15 protein-coding genes are annotated in these 20,248 nt (G+C 57.0%); 8 read left to right on the top strand and 7 right to left on the bottom strand.

Going from position 1 to position 20,248, the window contains the following annotated elements; genetic code table 11:
• The first annotated feature begins 53 nt into the window (after positions 1 to 53).
• Positions 54 to 1,175 (top strand): ribosomal protein uL16 3-hydroxylase, encoded by a 1,122-nt coding sequence (locus OTG14_RS04595; protein WP_267214654.1) that lies wholly within the window; start codon positions 54 to 56, stop codon positions 1,173 to 1,175.
• A 42-nt stretch (positions 1,176 to 1,217) separates the two neighbouring features.
• Here the strand turns inward: OTG14_RS04595 and pepT are convergent, their stop codons facing one another.
• On the bottom strand, positions 1,218 to 2,441 hold the full coding sequence (gene pepT, locus OTG14_RS04590) for a peptidase T (RefSeq protein WP_024908598.1): 1,224 nt from the start codon (positions 2,439 to 2,441) through the stop codon (positions 1,218 to 1,220).
• Between the two features lie 237 nt (positions 2,442 to 2,678).
• On the opposite strand from pepT, the gene potA reads away from it, so the two are divergent.
• The 4 genes from potA to potD are packed head-to-tail and all read left to right on the top strand — an operon-like array spanning position 2,679 to position 6,481.
• Positions 2,679 to 3,821, top strand: a complete 1,143-nt coding sequence (gene potA / locus OTG14_RS04585; protein WP_208763907.1) for a spermidine/putrescine ABC transporter ATP-binding protein PotA — start codon at positions 2,679 to 2,681, stop codon at positions 3,819 to 3,821.
• Complete coding sequence (potB, locus tag OTG14_RS04580; RefSeq protein WP_267214653.1) at positions 3,805 to 4,662, top strand: spermidine/putrescine ABC transporter permease PotB; 858 nt, start codon at positions 3,805 to 3,807, stop codon at positions 4,660 to 4,662. Before potA ends, potB begins: the two co-directional genes overlap by 17 nt.
• Entirely contained in the window at positions 4,659 to 5,450 is a 792-nt protein-coding gene (potC, locus tag OTG14_RS04575; protein ID WP_008500765.1) for a spermidine/putrescine ABC transporter permease PotC, read from the top strand. The genes potB and potC overlap by 4 nt, the downstream gene beginning before the upstream one ends.
• On the top strand, positions 5,447 to 6,481 hold the full coding sequence (potD, locus tag OTG14_RS04570) for a spermidine/putrescine ABC transporter substrate-binding protein PotD (protein ID WP_063621387.1): 1,035 nt from the start codon (positions 5,447 to 5,449) through the stop codon (positions 6,479 to 6,481). Before potC ends, potD begins: the two co-directional genes overlap by 4 nt.
• 47 nt (positions 6,482 to 6,528) lie before the next feature.
• Here potD and OTG14_RS04565 read toward each other — a convergent pair whose 3' ends face one another.
• The gene (locus OTG14_RS04565; RefSeq protein WP_267214652.1) at positions 6,529 to 7,758 is read right to left on the bottom strand and encodes an EAL and HDOD domain-containing protein; all 1,230 of its coding nucleotides are present in this window, start codon (positions 7,756 to 7,758) and stop codon (positions 6,529 to 6,531) included.
• Positions 7,759 to 7,995: 237 nt separating this feature from the next.
• On the opposite strand from OTG14_RS04565, the gene OTG14_RS04560 reads away from it, so the two are divergent.
• The gene (locus OTG14_RS04560) at positions 7,996 to 9,927 is read left to right on the top strand and encodes a methyl-accepting chemotaxis protein (protein ID WP_267214651.1); all 1,932 of its coding nucleotides are present in this window, start codon (positions 7,996 to 7,998) and stop codon (positions 9,925 to 9,927) included.
• A gap of 45 nt (positions 9,928 to 9,972) precedes the next feature.
• On the opposite strand, the gene cobB is transcribed toward OTG14_RS04560, so the two are convergent.
• Genes cobB through lolC form a run of 5 tightly spaced genes read right to left on the bottom strand, consistent with a single transcriptional unit; the run spans position 9,973 to position 14,911 of the window.
• The gene (gene cobB / locus OTG14_RS04555; RefSeq protein ID WP_032650873.1) at positions 9,973 to 10,794 is read right to left on the bottom strand and encodes a Sir2 family NAD+-dependent deacetylase; all 822 of its coding nucleotides are present in this window, start codon (positions 10,792 to 10,794) and stop codon (positions 9,973 to 9,975) included.
• Positions 10,795 to 10,808: 14 nt separating this feature from the next.
• Positions 10,809 to 11,720, bottom strand: coding sequence for an N-acetylglucosamine kinase (nagK, locus tag OTG14_RS04550; protein ID WP_267214650.1), 912 nt, complete (start codon positions 11,718 to 11,720; stop codon positions 10,809 to 10,811).
• A gap of 53 nt (positions 11,721 to 11,773) precedes the next feature.
• Positions 11,774 to 13,018 (bottom strand): lipoprotein-releasing ABC transporter permease subunit LolE, encoded by a 1,245-nt coding sequence (lolE, locus tag OTG14_RS04545; RefSeq protein WP_032650869.1) that lies wholly within the window; start codon positions 13,016 to 13,018, stop codon positions 11,774 to 11,776.
• Entirely contained in the window at positions 13,018 to 13,719 is a 702-nt protein-coding gene (gene lolD / locus OTG14_RS04540) for a lipoprotein-releasing ABC transporter ATP-binding protein LolD (RefSeq protein ID WP_010429765.1), read from the bottom strand. The genes lolE and lolD overlap by 1 nt, the downstream gene beginning before the upstream one ends.
• Positions 13,712 to 14,911 carry a lipoprotein-releasing ABC transporter permease subunit LolC gene (lolC, locus tag OTG14_RS04535; RefSeq protein ID WP_024908607.1) on the bottom strand — a complete coding sequence of 400 codons (1,200 nt, stop codon included), beginning with the start codon at positions 14,909 to 14,911 and terminating at the stop codon, positions 13,712 to 13,714. The genes lolD and lolC overlap by 8 nt, the downstream gene beginning before the upstream one ends.
• A gap of 256 nt (positions 14,912 to 15,167) precedes the next feature.
• On the opposite strand from lolC, the gene OTG14_RS04530 reads away from it, so the two are divergent.
• Both OTG14_RS04530 and mfd read left to right on the top strand, forming a co-directional pair.
• Positions 15,168 to 16,241 (top strand): acyltransferase family protein, encoded by a 1,074-nt coding sequence (locus OTG14_RS04530; protein WP_090417349.1) that lies wholly within the window; start codon positions 15,168 to 15,170, stop codon positions 16,239 to 16,241.
• A gap of 149 nt (positions 16,242 to 16,390) precedes the next feature.
• Positions 16,391 to 19,837, top strand: coding sequence for a transcription-repair coupling factor (mfd, locus tag OTG14_RS04525; RefSeq protein WP_267214649.1), 3,447 nt, complete (start codon positions 16,391 to 16,393; stop codon positions 19,835 to 19,837).
• The last annotated feature ends 411 nt before the right edge of the window (positions 19,838 to 20,248 follow it).

Genomic DNA, 20,248 nt, shown 5'->3' with positions numbered 1-20,248 from the left:
GCTGAGCTTCCGTTATAATCCGAGTCAGTAAGAGCCTGCGGAATAAAAAAATTATGGATTATCACTTAACACTTAACTGGCCCGAGTTTATTGAACGTTACTGGCAGAAACGCCCGGTGGTTCTGAAGCGCGGGTTCAGCAACTTTGTCGACCCCATCTCGCCTGACGAACTGGCCGGCCTGGCCATGGAAAACGAAGTCGACAGCCGTCTGGTCAGCCACCAGGACGGGAAATGGCAGGTTAGCCACGGTCCTTTCGAAAGCTACGATCACCTCGGTGAAAACAACTGGTCTCTGCTGGTGCAGGCGGTCAACCACTGGCACGAGCCAACGGCCGCCTTAATGCGTCCGTTCCGCGCCCTGCCCGACTGGCGCATGGACGATCTGATGATCTCCTTCTCCGTTCCCGGCGGTGGCGTCGGTCCGCATCTGGACCAGTACGACGTGTTTATTATTCAGGGTACGGGCCGCCGCCGCTGGCGCGTGGGCGAAAAAGTGCCAATGAAGCAGCACTGCCCGCATCCGGACCTGCTTCAGGTTGACCCGTTTGAAGGGATTATCGACGAAGAGCTGGAGCCGGGTGACATTCTCTACATTCCGCCGGGATTCCCTCACGAGGGCTACTCGCTGGAAAACTCACTCAACTACTCCGTAGGATTCCGCGCGCCAAGCGGCCGCGAGATGATCAGCGGATTTGCCGACTACGTGCTGCAACGCGAGCTGGGCAGCTATCGTTACAGCGACCCTGATGTGCCTGCGCGCGAGCATCCGGCCGATATCCTGCCCGCAGAGCTGGATAAGCTGCGCGGCATGATGCTGGATCTGATTAACGAGCCGGAGCACTTCAAACAGTGGTTTGGCGAGTTTATCAGCCAGTCGCGTCACGAGCTGGACGTTGCGCCGCCGGAGCCGCCGTATCAGGCTGACGAGATTTATGATGCGCTCCAGCAGGGCGATAAGCTGGTACGTCTGGGCGGATTACGCGCGCTTCGCATTGGTGAGGACGTGTTCGTCAACGGCGAGAAGCTGGACTCACCGCACCGTCCGGCGCTGGAAGCCATTGCCAGCCATCTGGTGCTGACTGCCGACACCTTTGGTGATGCGCTGGAAGACCCATCCTTCCTCGCGATGCTTGCCGCGCTGGTCAACAGCGGGTACTGGTTCTTTGAGGACTGAGTCGCTGTAATGCCCGGTGGCGCTTCGCCACCGGGCTTTTTCTTACCGCTTCGCGGTCAACTCCGCTATCCGCACAATCACCTTCACCGCCTTTTCCATCCCTTCGAGCGTCACAAACTCATGCTTGCCGTGGTAGTTATAGCCACCGGTAAACAGGTTCGGGCACGGCAGCCCCATAAACGACAGCTGAGAACCGTCGGTGCCGCCGCGAATCGGCTTCAGCTGCGGTTCAATATCGCAGTCGCGCATCGCCTGCTGGGCGATATCGAGAATATGCGGATGCGCCATCACCTTCTCGCGCATGTTGTAATAGCTGTCTTCGATGATGAGTTCAATGTAGCAATCAGGGTGTAATCCTTTACCCACCTTCTTGGCGATCTCCATCATCTTACGCTTGCGCGCCTCAAAGGCTTTGCGGTCGAAATCGCGGATGATGTAGTGCATCTGCGCGCTGTCCACGGTGCCTTTGATGCTGGTCAGGTGATAGAAACCTTCATACCCTTCTGTCTGTTCAGGGCTCTCTTCCGCCGGGACTTCCGCATGAATTCGTGACGCCAGCGACAGCGCGTTCACCATGACGCCTTTCGCCGAACCGGGGTGAACGTTATTGCCGACAATTTTGATCGTAACGGACGCGGCATTGAAGTTTTCATACTCCAGTTCACCGACGCCGCCGCCGTCAACGGTATAGGCCCACTGCGCGTTAAAGGCCTCCACGTCGAAGTGCTTCGCCCCCTTGCCGACCTCTTCGTCCGGCGTAAAGGCCACGCGGATATCCCCGTGCGGAATGTTTTTATCCTTCAGCACCGCCAGCGCGGTCATGATCTCGGCAATGCCCGCTTTATCATCCGCCCCCAGCAGCGTTTTGCCGTCGGTGGTGATCAGCGTCTGGCCCAGCAGCTGGTGCAGCACCGGGAACATGACGGGCGAGAGCACTTCGTCGCCAATGCCCAGCGCAATGTCGCCGCCGCGGTAGTTTTCCACAATCTGCGGGTTCACATGTTTACCGCTAAAATCCGGAGAGGTGTCGACATGGGAGATAAAGCCAATCGCCGGAATGTCACCCGGGACATTCGCCGGCAGCGTTCCCATCACAGTGCCTTTCTCGCTTAACGTGACGTTGACCAGCCCCATGGCGTCAAGCTGCTCTTTGAGCAGATTTAATAACTTCCACTGGCCTTCGGTGCTCGGCACCTGGCGAACACCCGGCTTAGATTGGGTATCCAGCGAAACGTACTGTAAAAAACGCTCAAGTAATTTATCCATGCAGTCACCCTCACTTTTTGTGACAACATTATCAATAAGCATCAAAACGCAAATATTGCGTCAGGTCACTTTTATCCCGCAAACGAGAATATTTTCCGTTTATATCGTTATGCGTTAGTAAATGTAGCTTATGAATCAGTGACAAGGATTGGCGATTGCAGGGGATTGCCGTAGAATGTCCGCCCTCATTACGAGTCACCAAGGTGGTTACACACAAACCCCGCTTCAGTCTGCTGCCTGAGGCGTCTATATGGGACAGCGCAAAAATTGAATACACAAACCCGTTCACCGCTGGTGAAACTGGAACGAATTCGTAAAAGTTTTGATGGCAAGGACGTCATTTCCGACCTCACTCTCACCATCAATGACGGTGAGTTTCTGACGCTGCTTGGCCCCTCCGGCTGCGGCAAAACAACCGTACTGCGCCTTATCGCCGGGCTGGAAAGCGTCGATAACGGCCATATTCATCTTGAGAACCAGGACATCACCCGGGTTCCCGCCGAAGACCGCCACGTCAACACTGTCTTTCAGAGCTATGCCCTCTTCCCGCACATGACCGTGTTTGAAAACGTGGCGTTTGGCCTGCGGATGCAAAAAACCCCGGCGAATGAAATCGAACCGCGCGTTACCGAAGCCCTGCGCATGGTGCAGCTTGAGACGTTTGCCCAGCGTAAACCCCATCAGCTTTCCGGCGGCCAGCAGCAGCGCGTGGCCATCGCCCGCGCCGTGGTCAACAAGCCGCGTCTGCTCCTGCTGGATGAATCCCTCTCGGCGCTGGATTACAAGCTGCGCAAGCAGATGCAGAACGAGCTCAAGGCCCTGCAGCGCAAGCTCGGCATTACCTTTGTCTTCGTCACCCACGATCAGGAAGAGGCCCTGACCATGTCCGACCGCATCGTGGTGATGCGTGACGGTAAAATCGAGCAGGACGGCACGCCGCGTGAAATCTACGAAGAGCCGAAGAATCTGTTTGTCGCCAGCTTCATTGGCGAGATCAATATCTTTGACGCCACGGTGATTGAGCGTCTGGACGACCAGCGCGTGCGCGCCAGCGTCGAAGGACGCGAATGCAATATCACGGTGAATTTCCCCGTCGAAAAGGGACAAAAGCTCAACGTTCTGCTGCGCCCGGAAGATCTGCGCGTCGATGAAATTCACGGCAATACCGAGGCCGAAGGGTTAATCGGCTATATCCGCGAGCGCAACTACAAAGGGATGACGCTGGAGTCTGTCGTCGAGCTGGAGAACGGCAAAATGGTGATGGTCAGCGAATTCTTTAACGAAGACGACCCTGACTTCGACCACTCTCTCGACCAGAAAATGGTTATCAACTGGGTAGAAAGCTGGGAGGTTGTACTGGCTGATGAAGAACACAAGTAAGTTCCAGAATGTGGTGATTGCCACGATCGTCGGTTGGCTTGTGTTGTTTGTCTTTCTCCCCAACCTGATGATTATCGCCACCAGCTTCCTGACCCGCGACGATACCCATTTCGTTTCGCTTGTCTTTACGCTGGACAACTACACGCGCCTGCTCGATCCGCTCTATTTTGACGTGCTGCTGCACTCGCTCAATATGGCGCTGATTGCCACGATTGCCTGCCTGGTACTGGGATATCCCTTCGCGTGGTTCCTCGCGGGCCTGCCGCAAAAGGTGCGCCCCCTGCTGCTGTTTTTACTGATTGTTCCCTTCTGGACGAACTCGCTCATCCGTATTTATGGTCTGAAGATTTTCCTCAGCACAAAGGGTTACCTGAATGAGTTTCTGCTGTGGCTGGGGGTGATTGATACGCCGATACGCATCATGTTTACCCCGAGCGCGGTGATTGTCGGCCTGGTCTATATCCTGCTGCCGTTTATGGTGATGCCGCTCTACTCCAGCATTGAGAAGCTGGATAAACCGCTACTGGAAGCGGCAAAAGATCTGGGTGCCAACAGGCTGCAGACCTTTATCCGTATCATTATTCCGCTGACGATGCCCGGTATTATTGCGGGCTGTCTGCTGGTGATGCTCCCGGCGATGGGCTTGTTCTACGTTTCTGACCTGATGGGCGGGGCGAAAAACCTGCTGATTGGGAATGTGATCAAGAGCCAGTTCCTCAACATCCGCGACTGGCCGTTCGGGTCCGCCACCAGCATCACGCTGACGGTGGTGATGGGTCTGATGCTGCTGGTCTACTGGCGCGCATCACGGCTGCTGAATAAGAAGGTGGAACTCGAATGATCGGTCGACTGCTTCGCGGCGGTTTTATGACCGCCATTTACGCTTACCTGTATATCCCGATCATTATTTTGATCGTGAACTCGTTTAACAGCTCGCGCTTTGGGATTAACTGGCAGGGCTTTACCACCGACTGGTACAGCCTGCTGATGAACAATGACAGCCTGCTGCAGGCCGCTCAGCACTCGCTGACGATGGCGATCTTCTCCGCCACCTTCGCCACGCTGATTGGCTCCCTGACCGCCGTGGCGCTCTATCGCTATCGCTTTCGCGGTAAGCCGTTCGTCAGCGGCATGCTGTTTGTGGTGATGATGTCGCCGGACATCGTGATGGCGATTTCGCTGCTGGTGCTGTTTATGCTGCTGGGCGTACAGCTTGGCTTCTGGTCGCTGCTGTTTTCCCATATCACCTTCTGCCTGCCGTTTGTGGTGGTGACCGTCTTTGCGCGCCTGAAAGGGTTCGACGTGCGCATGCTGGAGGCGGCGAAAGATCTGGGCGCCAGCGAAATGACCATCCTGCGCAAAATCATCCTGCCGCTGGCGATGCCCGCCGTGGCGGCCGGATGGCTGCTTAGCTTCACCCTGTCGATGGATGACGTGGTCGTGTCCTCCTTCGTGACCGGGCCGAGCTATGAAATTCTGCCGTTGAAGATCTATTCGATGGTGAAAGTCGGCGTCTCACCGGAGGTGAACGCGCTGGCGACCATTCTGCTGGTGTTTTCGCTGGTTCTGGTGATCGCCAGCCAGGTTATTGCTCGTGATAAAACAAAATCTCAGGGGACAATGAAATGAAAAAAATGCTCGCCGCTGCGGCGCTGGTGCTTGGCATGGGTGCCGCGCACGCTGATGACAGCAAAACGCTCTACTTCTACAACTGGACCGAGTATGTGCCGCCGGGACTGCTGGAACAGTTCACCAAAGAGACGGGCATCAAGGTGATCTACTCGACCTACGAGTCGAATGAAACCATGTATGCCAAGCTCAAAACCTACAAAGACGGCGCATACGATCTGGTGGTTCCTTCCACCTACTTTGTCGACAAAATGCGCAAAGAGGGCATGATCCAGAAGATCGATAAAACGAAGCTAACTCATTTTTCAAACCTCGATCCGGAGATGCTCAACAAGCCGTTTGACCCGAATAACGACTACTCCATTCCGTATATCTGGGGGGCAACCGCGATTGGCGTTAACAGCGAGGCCGTCGATCCGAAATCGGTGACAAGCTGGGCCGACCTGTGGAAACCGGAGTACAAAGGCAGCCTGTTGTTAACCGACGACGCGCGTGAAGTGTTCCAGGTGGCGCTGCGCAAGCTGGGCTACTCGGGCAATACGACGGATCCAAAAGAGATTGAAGCGGCGTATACCGAGTTGAAAAAGCTGATGCCTAACGTGGCGGCATTCAACTCCGATAACCCGGCAAACCCGTATATGGAAGGCGAAGTGAACCTGGGGATGGTGTGGAACGGCTCCGCGTATGTCGCCCGCCAGGCCGGTACGCCGCTTGAGGTTGTCTGGCCAAAAGAGGGCGGGATTTTCTGGATGGACAGTCTTTCAATCCCGGCCAACGCGAAAAACGTGGACGGGGCGCATAAGCTGATTGACTTCCTGCTGCGCCCTGACGTGGCGAAACAGGTTGCCGAGACGATTGGCTACCCGACGCCCAACCTGGCCGCACGCAAGCTGCTGAAGCCTGACGTGGCTAACGATAAGTCGCTCTACCCGGACGCCGAAACCATCAGCAAAGGTGAATGGCAGAACGATGTCGGCGACGCCAGCCGCCTCTACGAAGAGTATTACCAGAAGTTAAAAGCGGGCCGCTAACCGGTATCGCGTTCTTCTTCACGCCGCCTGCGCGGCGTGAGGGGGAATTAACTGACCGCATTCTCTCCTGCCCAGATCGTCGCCTTTCGCATCGCCTCCACCACCTCCTCATCAGACAGACCCAGCGCCTGACGAACACGGGTTGCCTCGTCCCAGCGCTGCTGTTCATAATAACGACAGAGGTTAATCATGTCGGCTAACTGCCCCTCCTGATGGCACAGCGCGTTGCTCACGCTCTGCGGTACCGCAATTTGCTTCATCAACTCGGCCATCGGCAGCTCAAGAAGGGTATCGAGCAAAGAAAACAGGCCGCACATGAACGCATTTTCAGCCAGCGCCGGTTCTTTCATCGTCTCAGCTATCAGTTCACAGAACTTACCGCGCATCATACTCAACGGGTAAAGCTCGCTGACGGTATCATTGCCGGCACTGGCGAGGACCACGACGGCAACAAACCGCCTCAACTGGTTTTCCCCGAGGTATCTGAGCACCTCACTCAGGGTTAACTTGCTGAAATTACAGGCACCCACATGCTTAAACGCCGTATGCTTCATGTAGCGCATGATTTTATAAGAGAGCGTGAGATCGGTTTTTATCAACGACTCGACGATCCGAAAATCAGGCTTATTGCGTCCGACCTCCATTTGCAGCCTAAAAATCGCCAGCTGATTTTGCGACAGCCGTTTATATTTGATGACCTCCGGACGGCAGAAAAAATAGCCCTGAAACAGCGAGAATCCCTCCTCCTTGTATTGGTTGAATTCCTCTTTAGTCTCAATTTTTTCAGCAAGATATTTAATATGTCCGGTCAGGTGTTTACGCGCTTTCAGATACGCTTTAATTTGCGCTAAGGTGTAATTTCTGACGTCGAATTTCAGGATTGAAATATAGGGTAAAAATGCATCCCATTCTGGTGCAAGGGTAAAATCATCAAGCGCAAACTGATAGCCATGCGCATTCATCTCCCTGACGGCCTGCAGCAGCTCGGCCCCTGGCACAGCATCTTCAAGGATCTCAATGACCACGCTCTCTTTATCCAGCGCTTCACCACTGCGGTCAATGACCATTCGCGACGGGAAATTAATAAACGACGTATGCGCCCCGGCGATGCGCTGGGACGGCACGCATAAAAACTGATCGGATATCATTCTGGACGTGGCATATTCCGCCGACACATCCGGAAAACGATTTGTCATCCCGTCTCTGAAGAGCAGCTCATAGGCCACCGTATTCATTTCAGGGTTAAAAATGGGTTGTCGCGCGATAAATCCGTACATATCCCATCCTCCTCTACCACTTTATATTTATTAGCATCCTCTTTCTACACGACGATAACGAGCATTATCGAGCACTATTTTGATTGAATGCACAAAATAAAAGCATCCACACTAATTAACAGGATTTACTATTCTGGAATTTAAATTAAATATACCCGGCCCTCTACAGAAAGAAGGAAATATATCCGATAAGGAATATGTGCCTGCCCGACACGCACAACATTACGGGAGATGAGAATGAAAGACGCCATGGTCCGAAGATCTAAAATAAGAGTCAAGACGTTGATGCTATTGTCCATTTTCCTCACCGTGACGGTGGGCTTTACGGCAACGATCGGGTTTATGATGTGGCAGTGGATGGCGCAGCAGGAGGTGCTGGCCAAAAAACATATCCGCCAGATTGCCGAGGTGCAAGCTTTACAGGTCAGCAAACAGCTGGATTCCGCTCTGACTGCCGCCCGGGATATGGGCAACAGCGCGCTGGCGCTGCGCGAGGCGGGCGTATCCGATCGCCAGAGCCTTAACCAGTTGCTCATCCACTACCTCTCGGCTCATCCCCAGTTTCTCTCTATGTCGATGGCCTTTGAGCCCAACGCGTTTGACGATAAAGATGCCGCCTTTGCCGGTCAGAGCGGTGAAGATCCTGCCGGACGCTACGCCCGCTACGTCGACCGCGACGCTACCGGCAAACCGGCCTTACACCTGCTGACGGACATCGAAACGCCCGGCAGCGGTGATTATTATCTGCTGCCGAAACAGCGGCATAAAGATGTGATCATCGAACCCTATATTTACCCCTACAACGGCGTGGAAGTGATGCTCACCTCGATTGCCGCCCCCATCATGCGTGACGGTCAGTTTCTGGGCTCGGTCACCTCTGACTTCTCACTCACCACGCTGCAATCGACGATCGGCGCGATTAAACCGTGGAACGGCACAGGCTACGCCCTGCTCCTCTCCGCGGGTAATAACGTGGTGTCCAGCCCGGACAAGCGCGCGGCAGGCAAGCCTTACGCCGGTCAGATTGCCGGTCATGACGTCACCCGGATAAACGATCCGCTGCTGAAGGAAGATGTGTTTATCACCTGGCAGGACATCGCCGTCGGCAACAGCCAGACGCCGTGGAAGCTCGCCATTATCACCCCGGTCAGCGAAGTGATGGCCGAAGCGCGCGCATTTTTGCTGAAAGCCATCATCCTGATGGTGTTAAGCATCGTGGCGGTTAGCCTGGTGATGGCGCAGGTCTTTACCCGCAAAGTTGACCGTCCGGTGGGGGGAGAACCTTCGGAAGCCGCCGGGATCGCCCTGGCCGTCGCCCGGGGGGAGTTGAACAACACCATTCCGGTGCGCTCCGGAGATACCCACAGCATTTTTTATGCCCTGCACACCATGCAGATGCAGCTCAAGCGCATCGTCGATAATATCAGCGAAGCCAGCCATTCCGTGCACGGCGGGACCAGCGAAATTTCGGCGGGCAACCTTGATCTCGCCTCGCGAACCGAAGAACAGGCGGCGGCGATTGTTGAAACGGCAGCCAGCATGGAAGAGATTTCGGTCACGGTGAAGAATAACGCCGACAACGCCCACAAGGCGACGACGCTGACCGATCGCGCCGCGAGCCTCGCCGGGCATGGCGAAACGCTGGTGAACGACGTAGTCGTGGTGATTGGGGAGATTGACGAGAGCGCGCGTAAGATCGGTGAGATTAACAGCATCGTCGATGGCATCGCCTTCCAGACCAATATCCTGGCGCTAAATGCGGCCGTTGAAGCGGCGCGTGCCGGCGAACAGGGGCGCGGTTTCGCGGTAGTCGCAGGTGAAGTGCGCAATCTTGCCCAGCGAAGCGCTAACGCGGCCAAAGAAATTTCCCAGCTGATTGCCGAGTCCTCAGGCCGCGTCAGCAAAGGCGTTGAGCTGGTCAATGAGACCGGCGTAATGATGAAACAGGTGATTGAGGCGGTGTCGCACGTGCATCTGGTCATCAACGACATTGTTCAGGCGCTGGACGAGCAGAACCGCGGGATTAGCCAGGTCAGCACTGCCGTTAACCAGATGGACAGCACCACCCAGCAGAACGCCTCTCTGGTTCAGCAGATCTCAGCGGCGGCGCTCTCGCTGGACGAGCAGGCTAAATCGCTGGAGAAGACGCTGGCGTTCTTTCATTCTTAAATAAAAAGGCACCCGTCCAGCGGGTGCCTTTTCACGCGATTCGCGTTACAGACCTTTCAGCAGCTTGTCGACAAATTCCGGAACAACCGTGCTGGCCAGACCGTAGTGTTTCTCTTCAAACTCGCTGCCCACCTGGCTTGGCTCAAGGTTGAGTTCAACCGTATGCGCACCGTGCAGTCGCGCTTCGTGGACAAACCCCGCCGCCGGATAAACGTGGCCGGATGTGCCGATGGCGATAAACACGTCGGCCATCGCCAGCGCGCTGTAGATCTCATCCATTCCCAGCGGCATTTCGCCGAACCAGACCACGTGCGGTCGCAGGCGCGACGGGAACTGGCAGCAGTGGCACTTATCCTCCGGCAGCACGTCTTCTTTCCAGTCAAGCACCTGACCGCTCCAGGCGCAGCGAACCTTGAGCAGCTCACCGTGCATATGGATGATGTTCTTGTTGCCGGCCCGCTCGTGCAGGTTGTCGATATTCTGCGTTACCAGCAGAAAACGATCGCCCAGCGCCTCTTCCAACTTCGCCAGCGCCAGATGCGCCGCATTAGGCGCAACGTCAGGCTGCTGAAGCTGACGACGGCGGGCGTTGTAAAACGCCTGCACGAGATCCGGGTCGCGGGCAAAACCTTCCGGCGTGGCGACATCCTCCACGCGGTGCTCTTCCCACAGCCCGTCCGCCGCGCGGAAGGTTCGAATTCCTGACTCGGCGGAGATCCCCGCCCCGGTCAGCACCACCACTCTGGGTTTATCCATCGCTTCTGGCATTATTCTATCTCTGAAAAAGATCCGCTGGCGCAAGCGCTCACGTAAGCGGCGTTTGTTTTTGCGAAAACGGCTGAGTCGACCCTGGCGACGCGACAGCATAGAAACCTCGTAAACTAATCGGTGAGATGAAGGAATGCGGCTCCGCGCATGCCTCCTGCGTCCCCGTGTCGCGCGCGTTCAATACGCGGCACGCGGGCAACCGGCAATAAATGTCGGGGCAAACGCCCGGACAACCGTTCCGTAATCGCGGTAAAGTTTGAGAGCCCTCCCCCGATCACCAGCAGATCCGGGTCGACGATGGTGAGAATATTTCCCAGACACACCGCCAGCAGATCCAGATAGCGCTCGACGTGCTCACGCGCCTGCGCATCCCCTTGCTCCCACAGGGTAATGATTTGAGGGGCCTCAAGTTTCTGATGATAGAAGTGTTCGTAAAGCCATGCAAACCCGCGGCCGGAAAGGTAGTTCTCAATACAGCCGTGCTGGCCACAGCCGCAGCGGGTCAGCGGGAAATCACGCCCCACCACCTCGAGAGCATCCACCGGCAGGCGGATATGGCCAAACTCACCGGTGATGTAGCTGCGGCCGGTGATGGGCTTACCGTTGACGACGATTCCCCCGCCGACGCCGGTACCGAGGATCAGCCCCATCACCAGCGGGTAGCGACGGAATTCATCATCCCAGGCTTCAGAGAGCGCGAAGCAGTTGGCATCGTTATCTAAACGCACGTCGCGTTCAAGGAGGGCAGAGAGATCGGCGCGCAGCGGTTTACCGCTGGCGGCAGGCACGTTGGCCGCGTAAAGCGTACCGTCGTCGGTTTCGGGCATGCCCGGAATACCGATGCCGACGCTGCCTTTCACGCCGAAACGTTCATCCGCCTGCGCCACCAGCGCGGCAATGGCGGTTAAAAATTCGTCGTAGCTGTCGCGCGGCGTGGGAATGCGGGTTTCCCACTGCAGTTTGAGGTCTTTATCAAACGCGCCGAGCGCAATCTTGGTGCCGCCAATATCAAATCCATAATACATAACGCATTCCTCTTTCGATCTGGCGACCCGAAAGCCGCTAGATCATGACGTAATTACTGGCCACTTAATACCCTCGCCGGATCAATTCGGCTTGCGCGACGCGCCGGATACCAGCTTGCCAGCAGACTCAGTAAAAGTGCTGTAAGCAGCACATAAAAAACATCCAGCCAGTGCAGCTCAGACGGCAGGAAGTCAATAAAATAGATATCACCCGACAGGAACTGGTGACCAATAAGCTTTTCAATGCCGTTGATAATCGGCGTCAGCTGCAGGGAAACCACCACGCCAATCACCACGCCGCACAGGCTGCCGAACAGACCCGCCAGCAAACCGTACCAGACGAAGATGGCGCGAATAAGACCGTCTTTTGCTCCGAGGGTACGCAGCACGGCGATGTCGCCGCTCTTGTCCTTGACCGCCATGACCAGCGTCGAGACGATATTAAAGCACGCTACACCAATCACCAGCACCATCGCCAGATACATAATGGCGCGGATCATCTGGATATCACGGTACATATACCCGTAAGTGCCAATCCAGCTTTTGATGTAGACATAGTTATTGGTCACGCTGCCCGCATCGCGTACCAGCTTGTTGGCGTTAAAGACGTCGTTCACCTTAATGGCAATGCCCGTCACGCTGTCGCCCATGTCGAGATACTGGCGCGCATCTTCCATCGGCACCATCGCAAAGCTGTGGTCAAGCTGACCGCTCAGCTGAAGAATACCGGTGACGTGCAGGCGCACGCGTTTTGGCTGCTGCAGTTTGTGATCGGCGCTGGCGTTGGGGATCATGATTGACACCCAGTCGCCCTGCTTCACCTTCAGGGCATCAGCAACGCCTTTACCCATGATGATCTGCTGCTCGCCCGCCTTGAAGTTGGCCCACGCGCCGTTCTGCACATAGTTCGGCAGCGCGCTGAGACGCGCTTCCTGGACGGGGTTGACTCCTTTCACCTGAATGGCGCGCAGGTTTACCCCGCTCTCCACCAGCCCGGTAAAGTTAATATAGGGCGCGGCCGCGGCGATGCCCGGCACTTTTTCAACTTTGGCGAGCGCATCGCTCCAGTTCGTCCACGGCTGGTTAACCGGCTCGATCTCACCGTGCGGCACCACCGCCAGAATGCGGTTATTCAGCTCGCGCTCAAAACCGTTCATCGCGCTTAAGCCGACAATCAGCACCGCCACACCCAGCGCAATACCGATGGTCGAGATGACGGAGATCAGCGACACCATGCCGCCGCGACGGCGGCCGCGGCTAAAACGTAAACCGATGAGTAACGATAACGGTGACGCCATTACTCTGCTCCCATCAGGGTCAGTTCCGCGTTCAGATGGCCGTCGCGCATCTCAAGCTGACGCCCCATGCGTTTTGCCAGCTGCAGATCGTGGGTCACCACCAGAAACGCGGTGCCCTGCGAGGCGTTCAGCTCGCCCAGAAGCTGGAAAATACTGTCCGCATTGCGGGCATCCAGGTTACCGGTAGGCTCATCCGCCAGCACCAGACGCGGGTTGTTGACCAGCGCACGGGCAATCGCCACGCGCTGACGCTCGCCGCCGGAAAGCTCAGAGGGACGATGGTTGCCGCGATGACCCAGCCCTACCGCTTTCAGCATGTCGCTGGCGCGAGCGTTAATTTCTGCCGGTTTCTTTTTGCCAATCAGCAGCGGCATCGCCACGTTTTCCAGCGCCGTGAAATCCGGCAGCAGGTGGTGAAACTGGTAGATAAAGCCCAGCTCGCGGTTGCGCAGCTCGGCCTTCGCCGCGGAGGACATTTTGCTCATCGGCTGGCCGGAGAAAATCACGTCGCCTTCGGTTGGGGTATCCAGCCCGCCCAGCAGATGCAGCAGCGTACTTTTGCCCGAGCCGGAACTGCCGACAATCGCCATCATCTCGCCTTCACCCACGCTAAAGCTCACATTGTGCAGCACGTCGGTTTGCACAGTGCCTTCCTGATAGCGTTTGGACAGGTTGTCGCATTGCAACAGGATCTTATTCATAACGTAAAGCCTCAGCGGGTTGAGTGGCGGCGGCGCGCCAGGAAGGATAAAGCGTAGAAAGCAGCGCAATGGCCATCGCGGCCAGCGCAATACCGACCACCTGCAGCGGCTCGATAGCCACCGGCAGCGCCGCGCCGTCAAGCAGCGCGCCGATGATCGGCATTAAGTTATTGAGCTGGCTGGCAAGCAATGCCCCCAGCACGGCGCCGAGCAGCGCACCGATGATACCGGCACTGGCCCCCTGCACCATAAACACCGCCATGATCTGGCGCGGCGTGAGCCCCTGGGTTTGCAGAATGGCAACTTCGCCCTGCTTCTCCATCACCATCAGGCCCAGCGAGGTAATAATGTTAAATGCGGCCACGGCCACGATCAGGCTCAGCAGCAGCCCCATCATGTTTTTTTCCATCCGCACGGCCTGGAACAATTCGCCTTTGCGCTCGCGCCAGTCCTGCCATTTGGTGCCGTCCGGCAGTTTTTGCTGGCTGAGGGTATCGACCTTCAGCGGTGCGTCGAGCCACAGGCGCCAGCCGGTGATATTCCCCGCCGGGTAGCGCATCAGGCGTGAAGCATCCTGAATGTTCACCAGCATCTGGTAGCCATCGACTTCGCTGTTGGCGGCAAAGGTACCAATCACGTTGAACAGGCGCTGGCTTGGCAGGCGCCCCATCGGCGTAAACTGGCTGGCAGAAGGCACCATCACGCGCAGCTGGTCGCCACGGTTGACGCCAAGCTGGCCGGCAAGCTGTTCACCCAGAATCACATTGTATTTTCCGGCTTCCAGATCGGTCTGCTTCACGTTAACCAGATATGGTGTCAGCGGATCGTTTTGCGCCGGGTCGATACCCAGCATCACGCCGACCGCCACGCTGCGGGCGCTTTGCAGCACCACGTCACCGGTGGTCAACGGCGCAACGCGCGTGACGCCCTGTAACTTCGCCGCGCTTTCCGGCAGCTGCTGTGGGTTAACCGAACCGTTAGTCGATGAGAGAACGGCCTGCGGCATCAGCCCCAGGATGTTGTTTTGCAGCTCGCGCTCAAAGCCATTCATGACGGAAAGCACCGTCACCAGTGCCATCACGCCAAGCGTAATGCCAATAGTCGAAAGCCAGGAGACAAAGCGACCGAAGCGGTCCGCGGCGCGCCCACGCATGTAGCGTAAGCCTATGAAGAGTGCGACAGGTTGATACATGAAATCCGTCTGTTTGCTGATAGCAGACCCACGAGTATATAAGCGAATCCGTTAAGCGTAAATGACTGAAACAGTAAGCTTTGGTAATCATTTTTCCGAAAAATTCAGAGAAATCAGGGTGCTATTGTCTGAATACTCACCTCGCAACCTCCACCTTTTCCGAAAAACCTCCTGATACAGACTGTTACCCATTACATCCTGGTGTCGTTTTACAACAATTGCTCGTTCGTTTATGGCAATAAGGTAGTGGCGAACAATGAAGCAAAAAGCATTATGGATTAACCAGATAAAAGGGCTGTGTATCTGCCTGGTGGTTATCTATCATTCGGTTATCACGTTTTATCCGCATCTGATCGGGCTGCAACACCCGCTCTCCGGCCTTCTCGCCAAATGCTGGGTCTATTTTAACCTTTATCTCGCACCGTTTCGTATGCCGGTCTTCTTCTTTATCTCCGGCTACCTGATCCGTCGTTATATTGACGAGGTGGACTGGCGAACCAGTCTCGACAAACGGATCTGGAGCATTGTCTGGGTGCTGGCGCTGTGGGGCGTCCTGCAATGGCAGGCGTTGACCCACCTGAACGCCTGGCTGGCGCCCGAGCGTGAGCTTGCCACCTCGTCGAACGCGGCCTACGCCGACTCGCTCTCAGGATTTGTGCAAGGCATGCTCACCGCCAGCACCAGCCTGTGGTATCTGTATGCTCTGGTAGTCTACTTCACGCTGTGTAAACTGCTGAGCCGCTGGAAGCTGCCGGTACTGGGGCTGCTGGCGCTGGCAAGCATCGCGATCAACTTCCTGCCGCTGCCGTGGTGGGGAATGAACAGCGTGGTACGCAACATGATCTACTACAGCCTCGGGGCGTGGTATGGCGCAGCGCTGATGGCGTGGATGAAAAGCGTCAACCTGCGCCGCATCTGGCTGGCAACCGGCGCTTTCGCCGCCGTCTCCGTGGTGCTGTGGTTTGCTAACGTTCCGCTGCTGCTCTCATTGCTGTCGATTGTGTTGATCATGAAGCTGTTCTATAGCCTTGAGCAGCGCTATGCCGTTCACCCGAACAATCTGCTGAACGTGATTGGCTCAAACACCATTGCGATTTATACCACCCACCGCATCCTGATTGAGGCCTTTAGCCTGTTCCTGATCGGCGAGATGAATGCCGCTTACTGGCCGGTCTGGGCCGAGCTATCCCTAATTCTTGTCTATCCGTTTGCCAGCCTGCTGATCTGTACCCTGGCCGGACTCGGGGTGCGTAAGATCTCCACCGCGCTGTTTGGCGACGTTTTCTTCTCTCCTCCCGCTACGCTGACCCTGTCACCTTCAACGCGTTAATGCCCTCTTCGCCCCCGTTTCGGGGGCGTTTAGCCCAGCCGTGCGGTTACGATTTGCTTATGTAAAACGATCGAGGATAATAAAGACATTGCGTATCAGTGATATGCCCCAATACTGTTGGTATATCCATAAGAGACTCTGACATAGCCATGCCTGAACACTATCGTTATTCCTTACCTGTCAAAGCGGGCGACCAGCGCCAGCTGGGTGAACTCACGGGCGCGGCGTGCGCCACGCTGGTGGCGGAAATCGCCGAGCGTCATCCAGGCCCGGTGATTCTCGTTGCCCCGGATATGCAAAACGCCCTGCGCCTGCACGACGAAATTCGCCAGTTCACCGATAATCTGGTGTTCAGCCTGGCCGACTGGGAAACGCTGCCGTATGACAACTTCTCTCCGCATCAGGAGATTATCTCCTCGCGCCTGTCGACACTCTATCAACTCCCGACCATGCAGCGCGGCGTGCTGATTGTGCCGGTGAACACCCTGATGCAGCGCGTCTGTCCGCACAGCTATCTGCACGGCCACGCGCTGGTGATGAAAAAAGGCCAGCGACTGTCCCGTGATGCCCTGCGGGCGCAGCTTGACGGGGCCGGCTATCGCCACGTCGACCAGGTGATGGAGCATGGGGAATACGCGACCCGCGGCGCGCTGCTCGACCTTTACCCGATGGGCAGCGACCAGCCGTATCGTCTGGACTTTTTCGATGATGAAATCGACAGCCTGCGCGTCTTCGACGCCGACACGCAGCGCACGCTGGAAGAAGTGGAGTCCATCAATTTACTGCCCGCGCATGAGTTCCCCACGGACAAAACCGCTATCGAACTGTTCCGCAGCCAGTGGCGCGATAAGTTCGAGGTGAAGCGCGACGCGGAACATATTTATCAGCAGGTCAGCAAAGGCACCCTGCCTGCCGGGATCGAATACTGGCAGCCGCTGTTCTTCAACGAGCCGCTCCCTGCCCTGTTCAGCTACTTCCCGGCGAATACGCTGATTGTTAATACCGGCGATATCGACGCCAGCGCCAGCCGCTTTGAAAGTGAAACCCGCGCGCGCTTCGAAAACCGGGGCGTTGACCCGATGCGCCCGCTGCTGCCGCCGGAAGCGCTGTGGCTGCGTACCGACGAGCTCAACGCCGAGCTGAAGCGCTGGCCGCGCATGCAGCTGAAAACTGATTCGCTTGCCGACAAGGCCGCCAACACCAACCTCGCCTTCCGAACGCTGCCGGACCTGGCCGTTCAGGCGCAGCAGAAATCCCCGCTGGATAATCTGCGCAAGTTTCTGGAGTCCTTTACCGGCCCGGTGGTGTTCTCCGTTGAGAGTGAAGGCCGCCGCGAAGCGTTAGGTGAGCTGCTGGGACGCATTAAGGTGGCGCCGAAGCGCATCCTGCGCCTGAGCGAAGCGACCGGAAACGGTCGTTACCTGATGATTGGCGCCGCCGAGCACGGTTTTATCGACACGCTCAACAACCTGGCGCTGATTTGCGAAAGCGACCTGCTGGGCGAGCGCGTCGCACGCCGCCGTCAGGACAGCCGTCGGACCATCAACCCGGACACGCTGATCCGTAACCTGGCCGAGCTGCACCCGGGCCAGCCGATCGTTCACCTGGAGCATGGCGTTGGACGCTATCAGGGGATGACCACGCTGGAAGCGGGCGGCATCAAAGGTGAATACCTGATGCTCACCTACGCCAACGACGCCAAACTGTATGTTCCGGTGTCGTCCCTGCATCTGATCAGCCGCTACGCCGGCGGTGCCGAAGAGAACGCGCCGCTGCACAAGCTGGGCGGCGATGCCTGGGCGCGCGCGCGCCAGAAGGCCGCGGAAAAAGTGCGCGACGTGGCCGCCGAACTGCTGGATATTTACGCCCAGCGCGCGGCCAAAGAGGGCTTCGCCTTTAAGCATGATAAAGAACAGTACCAACTGTTTTGTGACAGCTTCCCGTTTGAAACCACGCCGGATCAGGCTCAGGCTATTAACGCCGTGCTGAGCGACATGTGCCAGCCGCTGGCAATGGACCGCTTAGTCTGCGGCGACGTCGGCTTCGGTAAAACCGAAGTGGCGATGCGCGCCGCTTTCCTTGCGGTCGAAAACAACAAGCAGGTGGCGGTGCTGGTGCCGACCACCCTCCTCGCTCAGCAGCACTTCGACAACTTCCGCGACCGCTTCGCCAACTGGCCGGTTCGCATCGAGATGCTGTCGCGTTTTCGCAGCACCAAAGAACAGACCCAAATTCTGGAACAGGCCAGCGAAGGCAAGATCGATATTCTGATCGGCACCCACAAGCTGCTGCAAAGCGACGTGAAGTGGAAAGATCTGGGGCTGCTGATCGTCGACGAAGAGCACCGCTTCGGGGTGCGTCATAAAGAGCGCATCAAAGCGATGCGCGCCGACGTCGACATCCTGACCCTGACCGCAACGCCGATCCCGCGAACCCTGAACATGGCGATGAGCGGCATGCGCGATCTGTCGATTATTGCCACGCCGCCGGCGCGCCGTCTGGCGGTGAAAACCTTTGTCCGCGAGTACGATAATCTGGTGGTGCGTGAGGCCATTCTGCGTGAAGTGCTTCGTGGGGGGCAGGTCTACTACCTCTATAACGACGTGGAAAATATCCAGAAAGCGGCGGACAGGCTGGCGGAGCTGGTACCGGAAGCGCGCATTGCTATCGGCCACGGGCAGATGCGCGAGCGCGAGCTGGAACGGGTGATGAACGACTTCCATCACCAGCGCTTTAACGTGCTGGTGTGCACCACCATCATCGAAACCGGGATCGACATTCCGACAGCGAACACCATCATCATTGAACGCGCGGATCACTTTGGTCTGGCGCAGCTTCACCAGCTGCGCGGCCGCGTCGGACGTTCGCACCATCAGGCCTACGCCTGGCTGCTGACGCCGCATCCGAAAGCGATGACCACCGACGCGCAAAAGCGTCTGGAAGCCATCGCCTCGCTGGAAGACCTCGGCGCGGGCTTTGCGCTGGCCACGCACGATCTCGAGATCCGCGGTGCCGGCGAACTGCTGGGTGAAGATCAAAGCGGCTCGATGGAAACCATCGGCTTCTCGCTCTATATGGAGCTGCTGGAGAACGCGGTTGATGCCCTGAAGGCCGGACGCGAGCCGTCGCTGGAAGACCTTACCAGCCAGCAGACCGAGGTCGAGCTGCGTATGCCTTCCCTGCTGCCTGATGATTTCATTCCGGACGTGAATACCCGTCTCTCATTCTACAAACGCATCGCCAGCGCGAAGAAGGAGAACGAGCTGGAAGAGATCAAGGTTGAGCTGATCGACCGCTTTGGTCTGCTGCCCGATGCGGCGAGAAATTTGCTGGATATCGCGAGACTGCGCCAGCAGGCGCAGAAGCTGGGGATTCGCAAGCTCGAAGGCAATGAAAAAGGCGGCGTGATTGAATTCGCCGAGAAGAACCACGTCAACCCGATGTGGCTCATCGGTCTGCTGCAAAAACAGCCGCAGCATTTCCGTCTGGATGGCCCAACGCGTCTGAAATTTACCCAGGAGCTGACGGAGCGCAAAACCCGTATGGACTGGGTGCGTAACTTTATGCGTCAGCTGGAAGAGAACGCGATCGCATAACCTCCATTCCCCTCTTAACTGAGGAATTTCATGTAGTTTATTAACCGGAAGCGATGAAAGTTGCTTCCGGAAAATGAATAGCTTACAGCGACCCCCTGGTCCGGCTGTAAATCGCTGAGGCGTTTGCCTTCCGGCCGGGGCGAGGCGCAGGGATGCGCCGAGAGGGCGGGCTTTACAGGGATGTTACCTCCGCCCGTCCCCGAAAAGCCAGAAGGAATAAGCCGAAGGTACCGCGTAGCGGCGATTTACCGCCGGGAGCCCGGGTCGCCAGGGTGGTGGCGACTGAGCCACCCTGGCACGTTCACAGGTCATGTCGTTACAGAGTACTAAGGAACATAAAGTGAACGGAATGACCACCAGAGTCGTATGTTCCCCCTCACCCCAGCCCTCTCCCTCAAGGGAGAGGGGGTC

The sequence above is a fragment of the Enterobacter pseudoroggenkampii genome (genome assembly GCF_026420145.1).
Lineage (GTDB): Bacteria > Pseudomonadota > Gammaproteobacteria > Enterobacterales > Enterobacteriaceae > Enterobacter > Enterobacter pseudoroggenkampii.
Note: the sequence above shows the minus strand (reverse complement) of the source record. Positions and strands in the feature narration are given on the sequence as shown.